General features: G+C 33.6%; 18 protein-coding genes. 13 read left to right on the top strand and 5 right to left on the bottom strand.

What is annotated here, in order from left to right:
* The first annotated feature begins 81 nt into the window (after positions 1-81).
* The 7 genes from ACFWM3_RS18750 (at position 82) to ACFWM3_RS18780 (ending at position 7,894) form a co-directional block, all read left to right on the top strand.
* On the top strand, positions 82-1,383 hold the full coding sequence (locus tag ACFWM3_RS18750; protein WP_390312450.1) for an amidohydrolase: 1,302 nt from the start codon (positions 82-84) through the stop codon (positions 1,381-1,383).
* 28 nt (positions 1,384-1,411) lie between these two features.
* Positions 1,412-2,245, top strand: a complete 834-nt coding sequence (locus ACFWM3_RS18755) for an EamA family transporter (protein WP_390312451.1) — start codon at positions 1,412-1,414, stop codon at positions 2,243-2,245.
* Positions 2,246-2,256: 11 nt separating this feature from the next.
* The gene (locus ACFWM3_RS18760) at positions 2,257-3,558 is read left to right on the top strand and encodes a hypothetical protein (protein WP_056471589.1); all 1,302 of its coding nucleotides are present in this window, start codon (positions 2,257-2,259) and stop codon (positions 3,556-3,558) included.
* Positions 3,559-3,693: 135 nt separating this feature from the next.
* On the top strand, positions 3,694-4,923 hold the full coding sequence (locus ACFWM3_RS18765; RefSeq protein ID WP_390312452.1) for a Zn-dependent hydrolase: 1,230 nt from the start codon (positions 3,694-3,696) through the stop codon (positions 4,921-4,923).
* A gap of 14 nt (positions 4,924-4,937) precedes the next feature.
* Complete coding sequence (locus ACFWM3_RS18770) at positions 4,938-6,113, top strand: M20 family metallopeptidase (RefSeq protein ID WP_056471595.1); 1,176 nt, start codon at positions 4,938-4,940, stop codon at positions 6,111-6,113.
* A gap of 112 nt (positions 6,114-6,225) precedes the next feature.
* Complete coding sequence (locus ACFWM3_RS18775; protein ID WP_390312453.1) at positions 6,226-6,420, top strand: DUF3311 domain-containing protein; 195 nt, start codon at positions 6,226-6,228, stop codon at positions 6,418-6,420.
* A gap of 1 nt (position 6,421) precedes the next feature.
* Positions 6,422-7,894 carry a sodium:solute symporter family protein gene (locus tag ACFWM3_RS18780; RefSeq protein WP_056471597.1) on the top strand — a complete coding sequence of 491 codons (1,473 nt, stop codon included), beginning with the start codon at positions 6,422-6,424 and terminating at the stop codon, positions 7,892-7,894.
* 82 nt (positions 7,895-7,976) lie between these two features.
* Here the strand turns inward: ACFWM3_RS18780 and ACFWM3_RS18785 are convergent, their stop codons facing one another.
* On the bottom strand, positions 7,977-8,321 hold the full coding sequence (locus ACFWM3_RS18785) for a VanZ family protein (protein WP_390312483.1): 345 nt from the start codon (positions 8,319-8,321) through the stop codon (positions 7,977-7,979).
* Between the two features lie 1,046 nt (positions 8,322-9,367).
* Between ACFWM3_RS18785 and ACFWM3_RS18790 the strand changes: the two genes are divergently transcribed.
* Positions 9,368-9,673 (top strand): LysR family transcriptional regulator, encoded by a 306-nt coding sequence (locus ACFWM3_RS18790; RefSeq protein ID WP_056471602.1) that lies wholly within the window; start codon positions 9,368-9,370, stop codon positions 9,671-9,673.
* A 121-nt stretch (positions 9,674-9,794) separates the two neighbouring features.
* Here the strand turns inward: ACFWM3_RS18790 and ACFWM3_RS18795 are convergent, their stop codons facing one another.
* Positions 9,795-10,730 (bottom strand): substrate-binding domain-containing protein, encoded by a 936-nt coding sequence (locus ACFWM3_RS18795; RefSeq protein WP_390312454.1) that lies wholly within the window; start codon positions 10,728-10,730, stop codon positions 9,795-9,797.
* A gap of 155 nt (positions 10,731-10,885) precedes the next feature.
* Here ACFWM3_RS18795 and modA point away from each other — a divergent pair, with 155 nt between their 5' ends.
* Entirely contained in the window at positions 10,886-11,695 is an 810-nt protein-coding gene (gene modA / locus ACFWM3_RS18800) for a molybdate ABC transporter substrate-binding protein (RefSeq protein ID WP_390312455.1), read from the top strand.
* A 285-nt stretch (positions 11,696-11,980) separates the two neighbouring features.
* On the opposite strand, the gene ACFWM3_RS18805 is transcribed toward modA, so the two are convergent.
* Positions 11,981-12,445 (bottom strand): hypothetical protein, encoded by a 465-nt coding sequence (locus tag ACFWM3_RS18805; protein ID WP_056471610.1) that lies wholly within the window; start codon positions 12,443-12,445, stop codon positions 11,981-11,983.
* 693 nt (positions 12,446-13,138) lie between these two features.
* On the opposite strand from ACFWM3_RS18805, the gene ACFWM3_RS18810 reads away from it, so the two are divergent.
* Positions 13,139-15,118 carry an acetoacetate--CoA ligase gene (locus ACFWM3_RS18810; RefSeq protein ID WP_390312456.1) on the top strand — a complete coding sequence of 660 codons (1,980 nt, stop codon included), beginning with the start codon at positions 13,139-13,141 and terminating at the stop codon, positions 15,116-15,118.
* Positions 15,119-15,327: 209 nt separating this feature from the next.
* Here ACFWM3_RS18810 and ACFWM3_RS18815 read toward each other — a convergent pair whose 3' ends face one another.
* The gene (locus tag ACFWM3_RS18815) at positions 15,328-15,540 is read right to left on the bottom strand and encodes a hypothetical protein (protein WP_056471612.1); all 213 of its coding nucleotides are present in this window, start codon (positions 15,538-15,540) and stop codon (positions 15,328-15,330) included.
* A 216-nt stretch (positions 15,541-15,756) separates the two neighbouring features.
* Here ACFWM3_RS18815 and ACFWM3_RS18820 point away from each other — a divergent pair, with 216 nt between their 5' ends.
* A complete protein-coding gene (locus ACFWM3_RS18820; protein WP_056471613.1) occupies positions 15,757-16,038 on the top strand; it encodes a DUF3892 domain-containing protein in 282 nt (93 codons plus the stop codon).
* Between the two features lie 118 nt (positions 16,039-16,156).
* A complete protein-coding gene (locus tag ACFWM3_RS18825; RefSeq protein WP_390312457.1) occupies positions 16,157-17,170 on the top strand; it encodes an alpha/beta hydrolase in 1,014 nt (337 codons plus the stop codon).
* A gap of 40 nt (positions 17,171-17,210) precedes the next feature.
* Here ACFWM3_RS18825 and ACFWM3_RS18830 read toward each other — a convergent pair whose 3' ends face one another.
* Positions 17,211-18,668 carry a BglG family transcription antiterminator gene (locus tag ACFWM3_RS18830; RefSeq protein WP_056471619.1) on the bottom strand — a complete coding sequence of 486 codons (1,458 nt, stop codon included), beginning with the start codon at positions 18,666-18,668 and terminating at the stop codon, positions 17,211-17,213.
* Between the two features lie 259 nt (positions 18,669-18,927).
* On the opposite strand from ACFWM3_RS18830, the gene ACFWM3_RS18835 reads away from it, so the two are divergent.
* A complete protein-coding gene (locus ACFWM3_RS18835) occupies positions 18,928-19,641 on the top strand; it encodes a WxL domain-containing protein (protein WP_390312458.1) in 714 nt (237 codons plus the stop codon).
* Positions 19,642-19,737 lie beyond the last annotated feature (96 nt).

Genomic DNA, 19,737 nt, shown 5'->3' on the forward strand with positions numbered 1-19,737 from the left:
ATTCAACCGTAAATAGTATAGTGTATTGGTCTCGTTAGGAAAAAAGTATTAATACAACCCAATTAATAAGGAGGCAATGACGTGGAAGAAATAATCTCAGAATTAGTTGATAACATGAAAGAAAGTTTAATCAAAATTAGGCGTGATATCCACTGTTATCCGGAGATCGGATGGACGGAATTCCGAACCTCATCTCTTATAGCAGATTTCTTATTAGAATTGGGATTTGAAGTAAAAGTAGGAAGAGAAATAATTGTACCTGAATCGAGAATGGGAGTCCCGGATGAAAAAACGATACAAGAAGCTAAGGAGCGGGCATTGTCGTTTGGGGCAAATTCATATTGGATCGAGAAAATGGAAGATGGGTTAACTGGTGTTGTAGGAATTTGTGATACTGGGCGGATTGGTCCAACACTTGCCTTCCGATTTGATATTGATGGATTAGAAATTTCTGAGGATAGAGGAACAAATCATGTTCCATGGAATCAAAATTTCTGTTCGAAAGTAGAAGGCTATATGCATGCTTGTGGACATGATGGTCATATCGCAATTGGGTTAGGAATGGCAAAGTTGATTTCAAAAATGAAAGAGAGGCTTTCAGGAAAAATTAAACTCATATTTCAACCTGCAGAAGAAGGTGCGCGTGGTGCGAGAGCGATGGTTGATTCGGGAGTTTTAGAAGATGTTAATTATTTCTTTAGTGGTCATATTGGTGTATCGGCAACAAAACAGAACCAGCTTGTCTGTAGCGTAACAGATTTTTTCGCGTCAACTAAGTTTGACTTAGAACTGGAAGGTGTGCAGGCACATGCAGCATTAGCACCACATGAAGGTCGAAATGCATTACTTGCGGCAGCTACTATTACATTACAATTATATGCCATCTCACGCCATGGATTAGGGGATTCAAGAATAAATGTTGGAGTTATTCAAGGTGGAGAAGGTCGAAACATCATTCCAGCACATGCTAAGTTAAAATTTGAAACAAGAGGTACGACCAATGAGGTTGATCAATATATGAAGAATGAATCACTGCGTATCATACAATCAGTTGCTCAGTTGTATGGGATTAAGGAATATACCGAAGTAGTAGGACGTTCGATTATAGCAGACTGTGACTCTGAACTTGCGAATATTGTATATGATATAGGATCAAAAGTTAAACAAACGAGTGAAATTGCTATTTCTCAACCTTTCCTTGCTTCAGAAGATGTAACGTATATGATGAAAGAGGTTCAAAAGAATGGTGGAATGGCTACTTATCTACTGTTTGGAACTGAATTGGCAGCAGGGCATCATAATTGTGCATTCGACTTTAATGAAAAAACAATTGCGTATGCAGTTGAAGTTTATGGAGACTTGCTTGTACATTTAGCCAGATAAATGAACTAGAGAGAGAGGAGAAAAGAATATGTTTTTTCTTGCATTAATTAGCTCTTTTTTGAATGCAGTAAATGCGCTGTATGCAAAAAAAATCACATTGCAAATGAAGGATAATAATAGCTTTATTGTAACATCTTTTCTGGTAGTCACCATATTGTTAGGCTGCGTAATGCCGTGGTATTATTCCTTTTCTGTTACTCCAGCTACAATAGGTTTATTAATCATTGTAATTATTTTAGATGCATTGTCCAATGTATCATTTTTCTTAGCGCTAGGACGAATAGAAGTATCTCAACTAGCAGTGTATACTGCGCTAACTCCATTATTCACGTTTATTCCAAATAGCATATTGCACGGATTTGATGTACATATATTAATTCCTGTCCTACTTATAGTGCTTGGTGTATATTTTCTAAATGTAAAAGGTAGAAACATGTTATCTCCATTAGTAGAAATTAAAAAACCGGGAAATTTATTAGGGGTTGCAGCTGCAGTTTCTGCTGGACTCAGTATGGTTCCTACACAACAACTGCTCGTTCATCAATGGATAAATGCTCCTACACTTTACTTTTTCAGAGCGAGTGGAATTGCCCTAATCATCTATTTAATACATCGTCCGAAAATTTGGTATCCAAAACTGAATATACACCTTTCGATTCGTGGTGTGCTTGCGATTACTCAATGGATCGCATTGTTTGCAGCCTTAAAGATTGCCAACGGGACTCTAGTTGTAGCCTTAGCCTATACCTCACCAATATTTGCGTTGGTTTTAGCAAGAATTTATTATAAAGAAAAAATTACAGCGGCAAAGTTGATTGCCTGCTGCATTACCATTTTAGGAATTTTATTTATTTTAGAGTAGTGGAGGAAAAGATGAAAAAAATCCGTTTAGGTTTACTTGGATCTGATGATTCGATTGATGTTATTCAATCTGTAATAAAGGAATACCCAGAATTTGAATGTACCCCGATCATCTATTGGAGAGAAGAGGAAATTATTGATTTATTAAGTCCTATTGCAAATGATTTTGATATTTGGCTCTTTTCAGGTAAGGTCCCTTATGCAATCGCAAAAAGTTGGGGTGGAATTACAAAACCTATGTTTTTCACACCACACACTGGACCAAGTCTTTATAAAACCTTGTTACAAATATTTTATCATAACCAGATTGCAATGGAGCAAATTAGCTTTGATAACTTCCATTTTGATGAACTCAAAAGTATTTTAGACGAAGCAGAGATTAAAGCCGATAACCTATTTTTGAAATATTATGAAGGAGAAGTTGATGCGGAGGTACTTGCAGGATACCACTATGAGTTATGGAAAAGTGGAAAAACGAAAGCAGCAGTTACATGTCTCAGGTCGGCACATATAGAACTTGAGAAAATGGGTGTTCCTGTTTATCGAGTACTTCCTGCTAAGTCAGCTATTGAGTCTGTACTAAATTTAGCACTTCGAACTTATGAGATGTTACATTTTAAAGAAAGCCAAATTGCAGTTCAAATGATTGAGATCGACTCTTATTTTGGATTGGCGAAGGATACTTTTTCGACTGATGAAATTTACAAAATAGAAATTAAAATGGCAGAGAAGCTTCTTGTTTACGCAAATAAAGTGCAAGGATCACTTAAATCTGCTGGTCCTGGTAGATATGTCATTTTTACAACACGAGGGCTTTTACAGGATATAACGAATGAATTTTCAATTATACCGAATTTGGAAGATCTTGAAGAATTAAAGAAAGAAGTAATTACTTGTGGTATAGGAATTGGTAAAACGGCTTATGAAGCGGAAATTCATGCCGGAAGAGCTTTATTTCATGCTAGAGAGTATGGAAAAGGAAGTTGGATGGTTGCACTCGATAATCAAACGATAGCGGGACCATTGGGAAGAGAAGAACAAATTACCTATTCTTATGTCTCAAAAGAGCTACAAAAAATAAGCGAACAAACATCTTTAAGTATTTCGACACTTAGTAAGCTAGAATCTATTCTTAAAAAAATAGGAAAGAGTGAAATTGGAGCACACGAGCTGGCACAGTATATGCAAATCATGCCGAGAAGTGCGCGTAGAATTTTAAAAGAATTAGAAGAACAAGGAATTGCTCAGGTAATTGGAGAGGAAACACCTTATTCGCGTGGAAGACCTAGAAACATATATAAAATAAGCCTTTGACAGGTGATTAAGATTTTTTTTAGTTTTTATACAATATTCAGAATATTATTACTTAACAAACTAAATGATTAATGATATAGTTATGGTCATAACCATAAATAGACCTAAAATACAAACTTTATTGTAGGAGGAAAAATGATTAATCAGGAAAGATTGTGGAATCGCCTAATGGAATTAGGATCCATAGGAAAACAAGAGTCTGGTGGAATTACTCGTTTGTCCTTTACTGAAGATGAGAGAAAAGCTAAGGAATTAGTTACTTCCTATATGGTTGAAGCGGGATTAAAAGTTTACGAAGATTCCGTTGGAAATCTTATTGGACGTAAAGAAGGAACTAATCAAAACGCATCAGTTGTTCTAGTAGGCTCACACGTTGATTCTGTATATAACGGCGGAAACTTTGACGGACCACTTGGTGTTCTCTCAGGAATTGAAATACTCCATACGATGAATGAGCAGGGAATCACAACAGTCCATCCAATTGAAGTGATTGTATTTACAGATGAAGAAGGAGCAAGATTTAGCTTTGGAATGATTGGGAGTCGAGGAATTGCTGGAACACTGACTTTGGAAGAACTACAAAATAAGGATCAACAAGGAATTACAGTAGCTCAAGCGATGATCGATGCAGGTTATGACCCATTATTAATTGATCAGTCAGTCAGAAGTATTGGATCAGTAAAAGCCTATGTAGAATTACATATTGAACAAGGTAAGGTGCTTGAAAACGATAATTTATCGGTTGGTATTGTTACAGGAATCGCCGGACCGTTGTGGCTTAAGTTCACAATTGAAGGCAGAGCAGGGCATGCGGGGACAACCCCAATGAATGACCGTAATGATGCTTTAGTTGCCGCTTCCCAGATTGTTCAACTAATTGAAACTGAATCAGCTAAGACACGTTCAACGGTTGGAACAGTTGGTCAATTGCAGCTATTTCCTGGAGGAATCAATATAATTCCCGGGAAGGTTGAATTTACCTTGGATCTTCGCGATGTTAATGAGGCAATTCGTGATGAGGTTGAAAATCGAATTTTAGAAGAATCAAAAATTTTATGTGAACAACGTGGTGTAGGATTAGAAATTGAAGTTCTGCAACGTATTGCACCTTCATTATGCTCTAATGAAATTCAAGGTATAGCAAAACTTGCTTGTGAAACGATTGGTGTGGAACCATTTTTTCTCCCAAGTGGAGCTGGGCACGATTGCATGCAGCTTACAAGTCTCTGCCCTATAGGGATGCTTTTTATCCGTTCAAAGGATGGGATAAGTCATAATCCTGCTGAATGGAGTTCAAAGGAAGATTGTACAGACGGTGCTAATGTACTTTATCATACTGTACTTCAGTTATCTAATAATAAATAGAGGGAGATACAATTATGCAAACAATATCATTAGATAGTTTAGTAGAGCAAACAAAAGAAGAAGTAATTAAGTGGAGAAGGCATTTTCATCAGTATCCGGAGTTATCTTTTCATGAAGAAAAAACAGCTCAATACGTGTATGATACACTTCAATCTTTCGGGAATTTAGAGATATCTCGTCCAACAAAGACGAGTGTTATGGCTCGTCTGATTGGTTCTCAGCCAGGCAAGGTGCTAGCAATTCGTGCAGATATGGATGCTTTACCGATCGAGGAAGAAAACACTTTTGAATTTACTTCTAAAAATCCGGGTGTAATGCATGCTTGTGGGCACGATGGTCATACAGCAATGCTTCTAGGCACAGCAAAAATTTTAACTAGTTTAAAAGATAAGATCAAAGGTGAAGTTCGCTTTTTGTTCCAACATGCTGAAGAGCTGTTCCCCGGTGGTGCAGAGGAAATGGTACAAGCAGGTGTAATGGATGGAGTAGACATGATAATTGGTGCTCATCTTTGGGCTCCTATGAAACTAGGTACAGTAGGTGTAGCTTACGGACCGATGATGGCTGCCCCAGATACTTTCTATATCACTGTTGAAGGTAAGGGTGGACATGCAGCACTTCCTCATGACACGATCGATTCGATTGCTATAGCTTCCCAAGTGGTAACGAATCTTCAACATATCGTTTCTAGAAATACTGATCCGCTTGATAATCTAGTACTTTCTGTTACAAAGTTTATTGGCGGTACAACTCATAACGTAATCCCAGGTTCAGTTGAAATCTGTGGTACCGTTCGTAGTTTCAACGCCGAACTTAGGAAATCGGTTCCTGAACTTATGGAAAGAGTTATAAAAGGTATAACTGAGGCACATGGTGCACAATACAAATTTAATTATGAGCTTGGATATCGCCCAGTTATCAACGACGAGCATATTACGAAGGCTATTGAAGAAACCATTCTAGAAGTGTTTGATGAAAAGACACTCGACCTTATGAAACCAAACATGGGTGGTGAAGATTTCTCTGCTTTCCAACAAAAGGCACCAGGTACTTTCTTCTATGTGGGAGCAGGAAACAAAGAGAAAGATATTGCTTATCCTCATCATCATGCTCGTTTTACAATAGACGAGGACGCATTGGAAATTGGTGTGAAATTATTTGTTCATGCTACATTTAAGCTTCTAGATTGATAGACTTATGATTAAGTAGACCCTTTTTTTACAAGGATCTACTTAATCTAAACTTATATTTTCTGAATATTTAAACTAATATAAATTTTAAATTGAAAGTGGGGAACAATTTTTGAAAATCTATCATTTGTTAGCACTTATTCCTTTTATTGCTATTCTGGGCTTTTCATCTTGGGCAAACCACGTTGAACCATTTGTATTAGGAATGCCTTTTCTCCTTTTTTGGGTTGTACTATGGACTGTTTTTTCAACACCAGTTATGTGGATTATCTTTAAATTAGATTCGGCTAATAAGGGGGAAAGATAAGATGAATAGTGCATTAATTATAATTTTTCTCTTTCTTGCTGTATCGATTTTTCTAGGGGTACAAGCTAGGAAAGGAAAAGACATGAATCTTGAGCAATGGAGTGTTGGAGGAAGAGGATTTGGTACTATTTTTGTCTTTCTCTTAATGGCTGGCGAAATCTATACAACTTTTACTTTCCTAGGTGGAAGTGGCTGGGCTTATGGAAAAGGAGGTCCAACATACTACATCACTGCTTACGGTGCACTTGCTTATATTATGTCATATTGGTTGCTTCCAAAAATATGGAAATATGCTAAAGAAAATAATTTAATGTCTCAACCTGACTTTTTCGCAAGTAAATACAAAAGTAAAGGCCTTGGCGTTTTAGTTTCACTAGTTGGTGTATCTGCTGTAATTCCCTACTTAGTTCTACAATTAAAAGGGTTGGGAAGCATCGTTTCGGAGGCTTCTTATGGATTGATTTCACCAACTTTTGCGATTTGGATAGGTGCTATTTCAGTGACTATCTATGTTATGATATCTGGTATCCATGGATCTGCATGGACTGCAGCATTAAAGGACATTATGATTCTTGGTGTTGTTCTTTTTCTAGGAATCTATCTTCCATTGCATTATTATGGTGGATTCCAAGCGATGTTTGAAGCAGTTGATCAAGCTAAACCAGGTTTTCTAAGTCTCCCAAAAGAGGGATTAAGTGTATCTTGGTTTAATTCTACGGTTCTTCTAACAGCTTTAGGTTTTTACATGTGGCCGCATACTTTCGGCTCTATTTATTCAGCTAAAAGTGAAAATGTATTTCGTAAAAATGCGATTATTATGCCTTTATACCAACTTGTGTTGCTTTTTGTATTTTTCGTTGGATTTGCAGCAATTCTTCAAGTTCCTGGATTACAAGGTCCGGATGCGGATTTGTCTTTATTAAAATTAAGTAAACAATCTTTTAACCCGTGGTTTGTTGGAATCATTGGTGGAGCAGGAGTATTGACCGCAATCGTGCCAGGCTCGATGATTCTAATGGCATCTGCTACTTTAATATCAAAAAATATTTATAAAGTGTTTGTACCATCTGCTACAGAAAAGCAAGTTGCTGTTTTAGCTAAATACCTTGTTCCTGTGGTAGCCTTATTCGCAGTTTATTTCACATTTAATGGTGGAACTACATTAGTAACTCTACTTTTAATGGGATACAGTCTAGTTACTCAATTATTCCCAACACTTGTCTTTAGTTTAATGAAAAAGAACTTTGTAACGAAGCAAGGAGCATTCGCTGGTATTTTTACTGGAGTTGCAACAGTTACTTATGTGACTATAAGTAATACAACAATTGGATCATTATTTCCAGCACTGCCTCAATACATTAAAGATTTGAATATCGGTGTAATTGGCTTAGTTGTAAATCTAGTATTTTTAGTCGTTGTTAGCTTACTTACTAAAAATGTAGCGGTTCAAAGCAAAAAAGAAATTGTAGCTTAAATAAGAATATTTTGTAACAAAGGGGTTGATTACTTTAACAACCCCTATTTTCTGTGTAGGGATTTTTAAAAATATAGGAGATTTACGAAGTTTGGTTTTTATCTACGAATTCTTCATAACTTTTAAAGTACCTAGAACTTGCTTTATAACTAGCTAATCCTATAATTGTTCCAATTGTATTTAGTATTAAGTCAGCAATATTACATGATCTGTAGTTATAGCCAAGGAACAGTCCAGAAGTAGATTGAATTAATTCTATTGCTAGACTTAATGTAAAACCTATTAAAATCGTTTTTCTGTTTGTTATTTTTATAAATAGAATAGGGAATGCAAATCCTAGTGGTATGAATAATAAGACATTACCAGCAATTTGTTTTAGAACAATTGAAATTGAGCCATAATTGGCGGTATGGTATCCACAATCGATTTAAAGGGAATAAAATTATGATTAAATCCTAACTGATCTTCTATCATTACTTGAATTAAATATTTTTGAAAGGGGAAAGGAAATAAAGTGAAATTAATAAGACATGTAAAGTAAATACCAAAGATTAGCCAATAAAGAAGTTTTAGGAGAGTTATTGAACCTTTTAGAAATTGATATCCAAAAAATAGGATAAAAAAAGTAGGGATGATTATGCTAGGATATAAGAAATTTAACAATCAATTGTACCAGCCTTTCATATTACTAGACTTAATAACTTAGAGATCCTGAACCTGCTTGTACCATCATGTGACTCATGAAAAATTGCACAAAAAAACAAAAGTGCAATTATTTTTTTGCTACCTCCGTTTCCAATCTTATTTATTACATCTTGAGAGTATCAAGCTTGTATAGCTTTTCTCCATCATTTTTATGTCAAATTTTAGAAACTTACTAAATATACGTACCACCAATTATAGGGATATGGATTGAAGGAATAGATAGAGAAAGATTCATTAAGTAACAAACAGACTCGTCTATTGGAATATAGGAAATAAATCTAGACCAAAATATTTGTGTGGAGTGCATACTTGCCACTGGAAAAATTATTAGTTTTTAACGAAATTACCCCAAATGCATATTTATAGTTAAAAAGATTTCAAGAATAAAGAATCCCTAATAAAACCACCAATTATAGGTGGTTTTTCTATTTGAATAAAATAATATTGGCCTATTTAACATAGGTTTTTCCTGAAAAAAGCAGTATCAAACTCGAAAATTCAATAAAATCAAGGCGAAAATAACCCAAGTTTAAATCAAAGGGAAATCAATTTAAATTGTAGAATTTTTCTTTATTGGAGTTGGAATCAATTGAGTTTGTTCAATTGGTTTTTAGGAAGGAGATAACATACACATTTATATACGAAAAATCATTATTTAATCAGAAAAACCAATATTGATACTTTTTATCAAAATTAAAATCACATCAACACTTAATATAATAAAACTAGAACAAGAAAGAGAACATCGTGGAGTATGGAGGGAACTAAATGAATATTGAACAATTAAGTCATCTATGTGAAGTTTTAGAGAGTGGTTCCTTTACGATTGCAGCACAGAAATTTTCTATTAATGAAGCTGACATGAAAGAATCAATCATTAGTTTAGAAATTGAATTTGGCATAAAGCTAATTGAGTGTGACGAAGAATCTAAAGTGATTCCTTCATTTGAATGTTTACAAATTATTTCACATATAAAAGAAATCGTAAGGAATTGTCAGGGAATTGAAGAAGAAATTAAATCCTTAAATAAAAAATCTTCTGTTAATACAATGTATGATGTGAGCTTGTTTTAACTCCTTGTAGTAAAGAACTTTAAAAAATAGGACCAAATCATAAGTGATTTGGTCTTTTTAGAATGACTTTACTTTGCCAATAAGTAGTAAAAAAGAAGGCTGCAATTTGAGTAGCCTTCTTTCAATTTGTCTCATATATAATTTTTCCTGTCATAGAGGTATCATAATCTCCTAAAGAATCAACCTCTAATTGAAACTGATTTGAAGATAATATTTCTTTGACAATACTGATGAGTCGTTCATTTGCAGGAGTTTTTAAAATAACGAGATCATATTGCTCTGTAATCAATGGAATAAAATCAATTCCAACAATTTTAGCGGCTTTTTCAATTCCGACCCCAACATCTGCTACTCCAGTAGAAATAGCGGAAGCCACGCTTAAATGATTGCTCTGTTCATGCTCATATCCGTTAATCTTTTTAGATGAAATTTCGTTGATACGGAGTTGTTCATCAAGAAGGATACGTGCGCCCGAACCTTTCTCTCTATTTACAATCTTTATATCTTGACGTTCTAAATCTTTCCAAGTGGTAATCTTTAAAGGGTTACCTTTTTTTACGTATAAGCCAGCTTTCCGAGATAGAAGGTTGATTAAAATAAATGAATGGCCCACTAAAACTTTTTTAAGATAAGGTAGATTATATTCACCTGTATCCCCGTCAAAAAGGTGTAGGCTAACGATATCACATTCTCCATTATACATAGAAATAAGGCTGTTTAAGCTCCCAGTAAAAGATCTTAATGATTTATAAGTTGAATTTTTCTCGATCTGTTTGCCAAGCATATCTAAAACTAAATCTTGTCCACTAATAACAACATGATTAGATTCCTTTGAATCGCTTCTGCGAGGTTCAAAAACAGAGGTAGGCAATATAGTATTTTGATTTGTTTTATTGTTTTTTATGTAATTGTCCAAGTCATTTGCTGCTATTCTCATCTGTCTTCCAACACGGAATACAGGTAATTCACCTTTTTTGACAAGATCATAAATGGTTAATTTGGATACTTTTAAAAACTGTGACACTTCTTCAATTGTATAGGAAAGTTCCATCGTCATTTCCATCCCTCCATTATCTATTTTAACTCAATGGCTTTTAAAAAGCATATTCCTATTAAATTTAATGTGAATTTAAAAAAGTTATTTCTTATTTAGTTATAACTAAATATAATTAGATATAATTAGTTTATTTTAATATGGAAGGTAGATGAGGAATGAAAAAACTTTTTTCTTTATTTTTTTCAATGCTGTTATTAGGACTAGTGGTATCTGGTTGTTCAACAAATGACCAAGCTAAAAAGTCAACTGCACAGAAACAAGTAGTGTCTCAAAAGAATGTGGAATTGACGATTTCAGCAGCAGCTAGTTTACAAGATGCACTAAATGATATTAAAGCAAACTTCGAAAAGGCTAATCCGAATGTGAAAATAAACTTTAACTTTGGAGCATCGGGAGCATTACAACAACAAATTTCTCAAGGAGCACCGGTAGATCTTTTCTTCTCGGCTGCAGAGGACAAATTTAATAATTTAGTACAAGCAGGTCTTATTGATAAGAGTGAAGGCAAAGATGTAGTTGGAAATGAATTAGTTTTAATAGTGCCAAAAGATTCAACTAAACAAATTACATCTTTTGAAGACCTTGCGAAAGCGGATAAAATTTCAATCGGTACTCCAGAAGCTGTACCAGCAGGAAAATATGGTAAAGAAACATTGGAAGATTTGAAAGTTTGGAAAGCGGTTGAAGGAAAAGTAGTATACGGTAAGGATGTTAGACAAGTTCTTTCTTATGTAGAAACAAATAATGTGGATGCAGGGATTGTTTATAAAACAGATGCCCTAACATCTACAAATGTTAAGATTGTAGCAACAGCAGCTGAAAATACACATGACCCAATTATTTATCCGTTAGGCGTTATAAAGAATAGCAAGCAACCTAAAGAAGCTAAACAATTCTATGAATATCTTCAAAATGACGAGTCTATGAAGATATTGGAGAAGTATGGGTTTAAAGGACTAAATTAATTTACTTTAGCTTTTTTTGAATAACAGAAATCAATAAATGAGCCGTTTAGTTGATTGGCTCATTTTTTTTGTGGGAATACATCCTTAAAAATACATGGTTTAGTACGTTCTGTATAAAGAACGATTAGGTGGATTTGTTAAAGTTTGTCTAGAAGGGGAAATTTAAGAGGGGAGGATATTATTTTAAACAGTAAAAATGGGAAAGGAATTGGCTAGGAAAAAATAATATCAAATAAAATCCTTTTATAAGATAAAAGAAAAATATAATGCCGAATAATTATTATGCTAGTGCATGTATTCTTTTATTGATATATTGAAGAGTTTTCGGTCTCTTTTTCCTTTTTGGCCAATTAGCCAGTACCAGCTCTGTCCAATATAAAAAGAGTTTGATACAAGCTGTTCAATATATTTTGAAATAATTCCATTGATTTTTTCTTTTTCAATTTTATTTTTTATAGATAAGGCAATGACAAAATAGGATTTATCACTTTCAAATTCGAGTAATTGAAGATGATATTTACCACCTTTTTTTTCATTAAAGTCATTTAGTACATGATCTATACAGTTTCGGACGTCAATTTCATATTTAGCCGCATCGTTCCAATTTGATATAAGAGAGTCATATAATGAGACTGTTAAGATGTAATAAGATGCATAATCTTTAGGATTAAATTTTCGTTTCTCACCTTTGTATTTATATAAAGGTGGAACAACAAATTTTTCATAATCAGCAAAAAAATCTTCATTCATGTTTTATACCTACTTTCTAGTTTGAACAAGAGTTTACTATATCGAATCTCAATTTAGTTTTTCCTATTCTTTCCAAAAATAGACACAAGTAAAAAGCAGAGTTGAAAAAATTCAACTCTGCTTTTTTGTTTTATCTTTTGGTTTTATTTTAGTTTTAATCTTATAGAAAATGAAATTAATCTAGTTAGCTTTATAGAATTTGAAGCGAGAATACAAGAGAGGTGAAATCACCATTCGCAAATGTATCATTAACAACTGTAGAACATGACATCTTTCTCCTCTTTGATTCGCATACCAGACTGAAAATCATAAAGAAATTAGTGAACAAGTTAGAGGAAGTGTAAGAGAAATTTGGACATACCTTTCAGAGGCGACTGCAGAAAGACGAAAAGAAAAATGATTTATTAAGTAGGTTATTAACTGAGACTCTCGGTGAAGATTGTTAACTTAATGATGATCAATTAATTGCTCAAACAATGCACTTAATTTTCATTGGGCATAAAATTCCTCAATTTGAGTTATTAAAGTGTGCTTTTAGTTGAACGATGATTCATTTTCGATATTGACAGTAAATTTAGTGTGTAATAGTATAATAGTTAATTTTTAAATATTAAGTATTTTTAGAAAAAAGATTTTAGCTAATACATACTGTCTTATTAAAATAAATAGATTGCTAATTTAGGAGGAGTAATAATGAAAGCGATTACTGAAGGTGCTTTATTATGGGAACCATCTAGGCAGCAAATTGAAAATGCTGGAGTTAGCCATTTTATGAACTGGCTCGAAAATGAAAAAAATCTATGTTTCAATAAACAAAGTGAGTTATGGAAATGGTCAGTCGATGAATTAGAGTCCTTTTGGGAAAGCGTTTGGAAATATTGTAATGTAATTTCCCATGCACCATATGATCATGTTCTTGAAGAGCGAAAAATGCCAGGCGCAAAATGGTTTACCGGATCTAAAATTAATTATGTAGAACATGTATTTCGAAACGATAAAGGAGACCAATCTGCATTAATTTTTCAATCTGAAATTACTCCAAAAACAGAAATAAGTTGGAAAGAGCTTAAGGAAAAGACAGGCTTGGTCGCAAATTCTTTAAGAGAATTAGGTGTTAAACCTGGGGATCGAGTTGTAGCATATATGCCTAATATTCCTGAAACGATTATTGCCTTTTTAGCTTGTGCAAGCATTGGAGCAATTTGGTCAAGCTGTTCACCAGATTTCGGAACGAGTAGTGTAATTGACCGATTTAAACAAATCGAACCGACTATTTTAATTGCGGTGGATGGTTATTCTTATAATGGAAAAGTGCAAAATAGGTTATCAAGCGTTGAAGAACTACAGTCTGAATTACCTACATTAAAGAAGACAATTTTAGTACCATATGTGAATGTTGATGAATACAAAATGGAAAACGAAACAATTCTTTGGAATGAATTATTAGTGGGAAGTAGTGAACTTACTTTTGAAAGTGTTCCTTTTGATCATCCACTATGGATCTTATTTTCTTCGGGGACAACAGGTTTGCCTAAACCAATTGTACAAAGTCAAGGTGGAATATTAGTTGAGCAACTTAAGACATTAGTAGTTGAACAAGGGATAAATCAAGATGATGTAATTTTTTGGTTTACTACTACTGGTTGGATGATGTGGAATCAATTAGTTGGAGGCTTGTTATCTGGCAGTACAATTTTATTGTTTGATGGAAGCCCTTCTTATCCTAGCCTACATGTATTATGGGACCTTGCAGAAGAAGTAGGTGTAACATTCTTTGGTACAAGTGCAGGATTCTTAAGCGTGTGTGAGAAGCATGCAATAAAACTAAAAGATAGACATAGTTTTTCCAAATTAAAGTCTATTTGTTCAACGGGATCCCCACTATCGGTGGAAGGATTTTCGTGGGTATATGAAAATATAAGAGATGACATTTGGCTTGTATCAACTAGTGGAGGTACCGATGTTTGTACAGCATTTGTCGGAGGTTCACCGATTCTTCCTGTTTATGCTGGAGAAATACAAGCTCGTTCATTAGGAGCTCATGTACAATCATTTGATGATGAGGGAAAATCAGTCATTAATGAGGTGGGGGAACTTGTGATTACTTCTCCTATGCCGTCCATGCCTCTATATTTCTGGGGTGATTTAGATAATGAACGTTATCTTGAAAGTTATTTTGAAGTTTACCCAGGTATTTGGAGACATGGAGATTGGATTAAAATTGACGAAAAAGGTAGTTGTGTAATTTATGGGAGATCAGATTCAACTATTAATAGACATGGAGTGCGTCTAGGTACAAGTGAAATCTATCGAGTTGTTGAATCACTTGATGAGATTATGGAAGGTTTAGTGATCGATTTAGAACTACTTGGCCGTCAGTCATTTATGCCATTATTTGTTGTACTTAAAAATGGGGCTGCTTTGACAAATGAATTAAAGGAAAAAATAAAAGTAGTAATTAAACAGAAGGTTTCACCGCGATTTGTCCCTAATGAAATTTATGAAGTTGAGCAAATTCCAAAAACATTAAGTGGAAAAAAATTAGAAGTTCCAATCCGTAAAATATTATTAGGTTTTTCTCCTGAAAAAGTAGTTAACCAAGGTTCGATGGCTAATCCAGAGTCATTAAAGTTTTTTACTGAGTTGGCACAAGTTTTAAACTGTTGTAACTAGCATTATAATATCTATTATGCCATTTGCATAAACAAATGATTCAACATAGTATGAAACAAAAAACATAGTTGTCGCATCAAAAAAAGACCCCTTTAATTGTAAACATAAGTTATGTCAGTTTTTAATTAAAGGGGTAAAAAATAGATAAAGGGGTTTTTTAACGATTAAGATTTTTCATGGTTGTATTAATTCATATATTTCAATTAAAGTTAACACTCATTATTAATAATTTTACCTTGATCAGTCAGTTTAACGAGTGCCGCATAACCAATTCCTTTTTTTACGACAGTCGCCATACCTTCACTGACAAGTGTATTTAATGTTTTTAGTTCGTCTTTATTTAATTTGGTATATCGGAAATAACCATCTCCAATTTTATGAATTAATCTGCCTTCTCTTGTCATGCCTAAAACGCTTGTCATATTTTTCCCTTCTTTCGAAAGTTGTTTGGATTAATGATTACATAACTATCGTATATTGTTTGCTCAATATTGTCTGTGTATATTTTGTGAAATGTTTAACAAACTTAATCTGTTAACTAGGTGGGATCTTCCTTCGTCTTGTAAGAATTTGGAAGGATAAACATATTTTCAACCCGCCATACTATTTTTGTGTCAAAAAAATGGAGGTGTGTTGGTATGTCGTTTCAAAATCGTGGTATCGGACATCCTGAACATCAAGATGATCCAAATAAATTACATATCGTCGCAGTACGAAAAAATGGCGATGGTGATATTACAGATGTAAAATTTCAAAATGGTGAAATAGTTGGGATTGAGCAGGCCATTGCGATGGCAGAACTTGAACAAATTGAAGATGTGAACACCGGTCTAACTCGTGGAGAGAATCCACATAAAACACTTCGTTCTTACCCTGACGGTGATCCTACAAATAATTTAAGTAATTTACCTACTTTTTAATGTCTACACGCTAAAGGTGCACAAGTTCTGTGCACCTTTTTTATTTCAGAGTAATTAAGGAGAAAATGGAAAATTTAATATTAGATGACAAAAAATACCAGTAAAGTAGGGAGCTAATTTGAAACAAACTTTTTTATTTCTTTCACTAGTGACTTGTTTGTTAATCGGAAATTATTTAGTTGCTTCAAATAATACTGTAAAAAGTGAAACTAATTCTTCCCTTATCTATCAAAATGAGAAACCCGATAAAGCAACGGAAGCTCTTAGAGCATTAAATATAAAAAAAGTAAAAGAAGGAAGATTGGCATCATTAGAGCAAAAACGAATCGAAATTGAAAAACAAATAGTGCGAATTCCTTCGAATATTAAAATTAAGGGTGATAATATTGAAGGAACAAAAGTGGAATGGTTAATTCCAAATGGATCTCCAGAAGATAAGATTGTTTTTTATGTACACGGCGGAGGTTGGTCTAGAGGTGGGTTAAAATTTTCAAGGAATTTAGGTACAATTTTAGCAAGAGACACAGGTTATAGAGTACTTACCATAGAGTATAGGCTTTCACCAGAAAACCCGTTTCCAGCTTCTTTAACCGATGTGGAGAAAGTTTATAATTACTTAGTAAAAAATTATGGACCAAAGTCAAAAGTTGTTATTGTTGGAGATAGTGCTGGTGGTAATCTAGCATTTGCTTTGTTAAATAAAATAAAGGCTTCAAATGGAAACATTCCAGCAGCTGTTGTAGGAATCTCTCCAGCGACAGACTTAACGAAAGAAAGTCAATTATACACTTCAGATTTTGATAGTATTCATGCGAATTATCATGGAAATGATATCAATATTGTTGATACTTACATAGGTAATAATAATCGGAAAAATCCTTTAATTTCACCACTATATGGTGATTTAAGAGGTTTGCCCCCTATGCTAATCCATGCTGGCGCACGGGAAGAGTTAATCGATGATATTTTAGCTTATGCGGCAAAAGCAAATGCTAAAGGAGTAGAAGTTACATGCAAAGTTTGGAGAGGGATGTTCCATGATTTTCAATTAATGGACAATGCTTCGAATATTAGTAAACAAGCGAATGCTGAGATTGCACAGTTTATTAAACAACACTTGGAAGATAGATAATCAAAATATAAAAAAAGTAAGGCGATCGTGCCTTACTTTTTTATGTCGAGTGTGAATTTAAGAAATTTGAAATTTGATCAATATCTCTTTCAGTAAGTACAGGATCAATTGTAATGACAGGATGAATGATTTCTCCTTCAAGTAAGAAATCAGAAATAACTAATTCAATGTTTAGTTCATTTATTATTGTTGATTCAAACTCACCTATTTTAGGACGAATAAAATCAATTTTATGACCAAAAGCAGTAACCAATTTCGTTTCAATATAACGATGAACTCCTGGACCATTACTTGTTAATAATAAAACCTTTTTCCTTGAAGATGATAAATTAATTTTGGAAGCTTGAATATTTAATGTAGCTTTTGCAATCCGATCTCTTGTAATTTCAGGATAAGAATATTTTTTAGTCCAGATTTGTAAGGCATCTGATACATTTCCATATAACTCAGGATACTGATTTTGAACATATCGGTCGATTGAATAGGATGGTTCCTTTATATCGATTGAGTTAAAAATTAGAAAGTTCCTCTTAAATTGGTCTTGAAATGTGTAAAGAAATTCTTCGTCTTCATTTAGAGATATACCTGTCTTTTCCTCTAATATTTCGATTAAATTGTGAAGTTCCTTATAATATTGTGTTTTTTGATTTCGATATAAGTAAAAAAATTCATTTTTTTCCATATTATCAAAACTGTGAAAAGGAAGCGTTGACATTAATAAAGAGAACGCAATTCGTTCATTCATTGAAATATGATGTTTATATTGATGATCTAATTGATCACAAATTTCATTAGAAATCTTAAAAAATACAGAATCTAAAATTTTATTTATCGATTGATTAGTTAGTTCAATTTGCATTTTTTTATCTATTCTATATAACATTGTTCCAAGCAAATAGACGTACTTTTTAGTTGTTGAAGGATATAAAAATAATTTGAATTTTTCTGTAGTGGCTATAACAATTTCTTTAATATCTTGGAATGTAAATGATTCTATTGGCCATTCTTGATTTGAATGAGCGTATAAAGCATCAAGAATATCACGGCATAATAGGCGAATTTCAAATTCTCTTCCTACTATTTCAAGTGGGCCACGTTTTAATTTTAGATGATAGGCCCCCAATAATTCTTCAACTCGGTCTAGTATAGAATAGACAGCAGGTTGTTGTATAAAAAGAGCGTTTGCTAACTCTGCTATAGTAGTAATTTGTTTAAATTGTATGAGCATAATGACTTGAAAACTCAATGAGTTTTTTACATAAATTGAACGAATTTGATTAATTGATGAAGAAATTGGTTTATTAATATAAATTCCTTTACCTTTGATTGTTTCTATTTGCCATCCTTTAGGCAAGCTCGAATTAATTGCCTGCAAATCATTTCGTATTGTTTTTTCAGTACATAATAACTCACTTGCTAATTCTCCTGTTTTAAACCACTTATCCTGTTTACTTAAAATATTGATTATTTGTAATTTCCGTTTAGTTGATTTATCCATTCAATATCCCCATAAATTTTGTCCATTTTATTACTATTATTGCTACTAATGTTCTGTCTTAATTCAGAAAAAAATTTATTTCACAGAACGATAAGCACCTATTAATGCGTTTTTTTGTGTTAAATGTGAAATTTTTTTGAAGACAAAGTATTATTTTTACCTAAACCAAAGGTAAAAAACATCATGGGAATCACTTTATTACAACGATATAATGACATCGTTGAAACAAAAAAATAAATTTTTAGAGGAGTAAAGTGAAATGAAAATTACAAAACTCGCACTTGTTAGTGTTATTGGGATGTCATCATTAGTAGGAACTGCACACACAACTTTTGCGGAGGTATCATCCGTAGGTAATTCAAAGGGATCAATTACATTTGTTGCTGGTACTGGTCCAGTTACACCTGTTGATCCAACAAATCCAATTGAACCATTAGAACCATCAGGTCCTACTGATCCAAAAGATCCTCCAACTGGGAATGCTGGTTCATTAACATTAGATTATGTTTCATCAGTTGACTTCGGGGTAAATGAGATTTCAAATAAAACAGAAACCTATTCGGCTAAATCTAAAAAGCCATTTATTCAAGTGTCAGATCGCCGTGGAACAGGGGAAGGTTGGTCAGTAACTGCTAAAGCAAGTAAATTTACAAATGGAACAGCAGATTCTCTTCCTGGTGCAGTCATTACATTAAAAAATGGTTCCGTAATCTCTTTAAGTACAAGTGGCTCTCCGGTAGCAACTGAAACAATTGCCTTAAATACAGATGGAAGTACAGCATCATCTGTTGTTTCCGCATCACAAGGAAATGGTTATGGTACATGGGTAACTCGTTGGCTTGGACCAAACCCGGAAGTGAATGATGGGGCATTAAATGATAATGTCACTTTGTCGATACCGGCAGGCTCAGCAACAATTGGTAATCATGAGGCAACTATTACGTGGACATTAACGGATGCACCGGGTTTATAGTAGTTAATTTGAAAAATAACAATTAATGGAATGGACTTTATATTATATTCAACCTACTAGATGAAGCATCATTAAATCTCTTATAGTGAAAATGAT

Source organism: Gottfriedia sp. NPDC058432 (assembly GCF_042721555.1).
GTDB lineage: Bacteria > Bacillota > Bacilli > Bacillales > Bacillaceae_G > Gottfriedia.

What these genes read in the sequence shown, in the direction of transcription:
- ACFWM3_RS18755 (WP_390312451.1), top strand. Translation starts at nt 1,412, where the DNA reads ATGTTTTTTCTTGCATTAATTAGCTCTTTTTTGAATGCAGTAAATGCG.
- ACFWM3_RS18820 (WP_056471613.1), top strand. Translation starts at nt 15,757, where the DNA reads ATGTCGTTTCAAAATCGTGGTATCGGACATCCTGAACATCAAGATGAT.
- ACFWM3_RS18780 (WP_056471597.1), top strand. Translation starts at nt 6,422, where the DNA reads ATGAATAGTGCATTAATTATAATTTTTCTCTTTCTTGCTGTATCGATT.
- ACFWM3_RS18830 (WP_056471619.1), bottom strand. Translation starts at nt 18,668, where the DNA reads ATGGATAAATCAACTAAACGGAAATTACAAATAATCAATATTTTAAGT.
- ACFWM3_RS18795 (WP_390312454.1), bottom strand. Translation starts at nt 10,730, where the DNA reads ATGACGATGGAACTTTCCTATACAATTGAAGAAGTGTCACAGTTTTTA.
- ACFWM3_RS18835 (WP_390312458.1), top strand. Translation starts at nt 18,928, where the DNA reads ATGAAAATTACAAAACTCGCACTTGTTAGTGTTATTGGGATGTCATCA.
- ACFWM3_RS18765 (WP_390312452.1), top strand. Translation starts at nt 3,694, where the DNA reads ATGATTAATCAGGAAAGATTGTGGAATCGCCTAATGGAATTAGGATCC.
- ACFWM3_RS18760 (WP_056471589.1), top strand. Translation starts at nt 2,257, where the DNA reads ATGAAAAAAATCCGTTTAGGTTTACTTGGATCTGATGATTCGATTGAT.
- ACFWM3_RS18805 (WP_056471610.1), bottom strand. Translation starts at nt 12,445, where the DNA reads ATGAATGAAGATTTTTTTGCTGATTATGAAAAATTTGTTGTTCCACCT.
- ACFWM3_RS18815 (WP_056471612.1), bottom strand. Translation starts at nt 15,540, where the DNA reads ATGACAAGCGTTTTAGGCATGACAAGAGAAGGCAGATTAATTCATAAA.
- ACFWM3_RS18790 (WP_056471602.1), top strand. Translation starts at nt 9,368, where the DNA reads ATGAATATTGAACAATTAAGTCATCTATGTGAAGTTTTAGAGAGTGGT.
- ACFWM3_RS18810 (WP_390312456.1), top strand. Translation starts at nt 13,139, where the DNA reads ATGAAAGCGATTACTGAAGGTGCTTTATTATGGGAACCATCTAGGCAG.
- ACFWM3_RS18770 (WP_056471595.1), top strand. Translation starts at nt 4,938, where the DNA reads ATGCAAACAATATCATTAGATAGTTTAGTAGAGCAAACAAAAGAAGAA.
- modA (WP_390312455.1), top strand. Translation starts at nt 10,886, where the DNA reads ATGAAAAAACTTTTTTCTTTATTTTTTTCAATGCTGTTATTAGGACTA.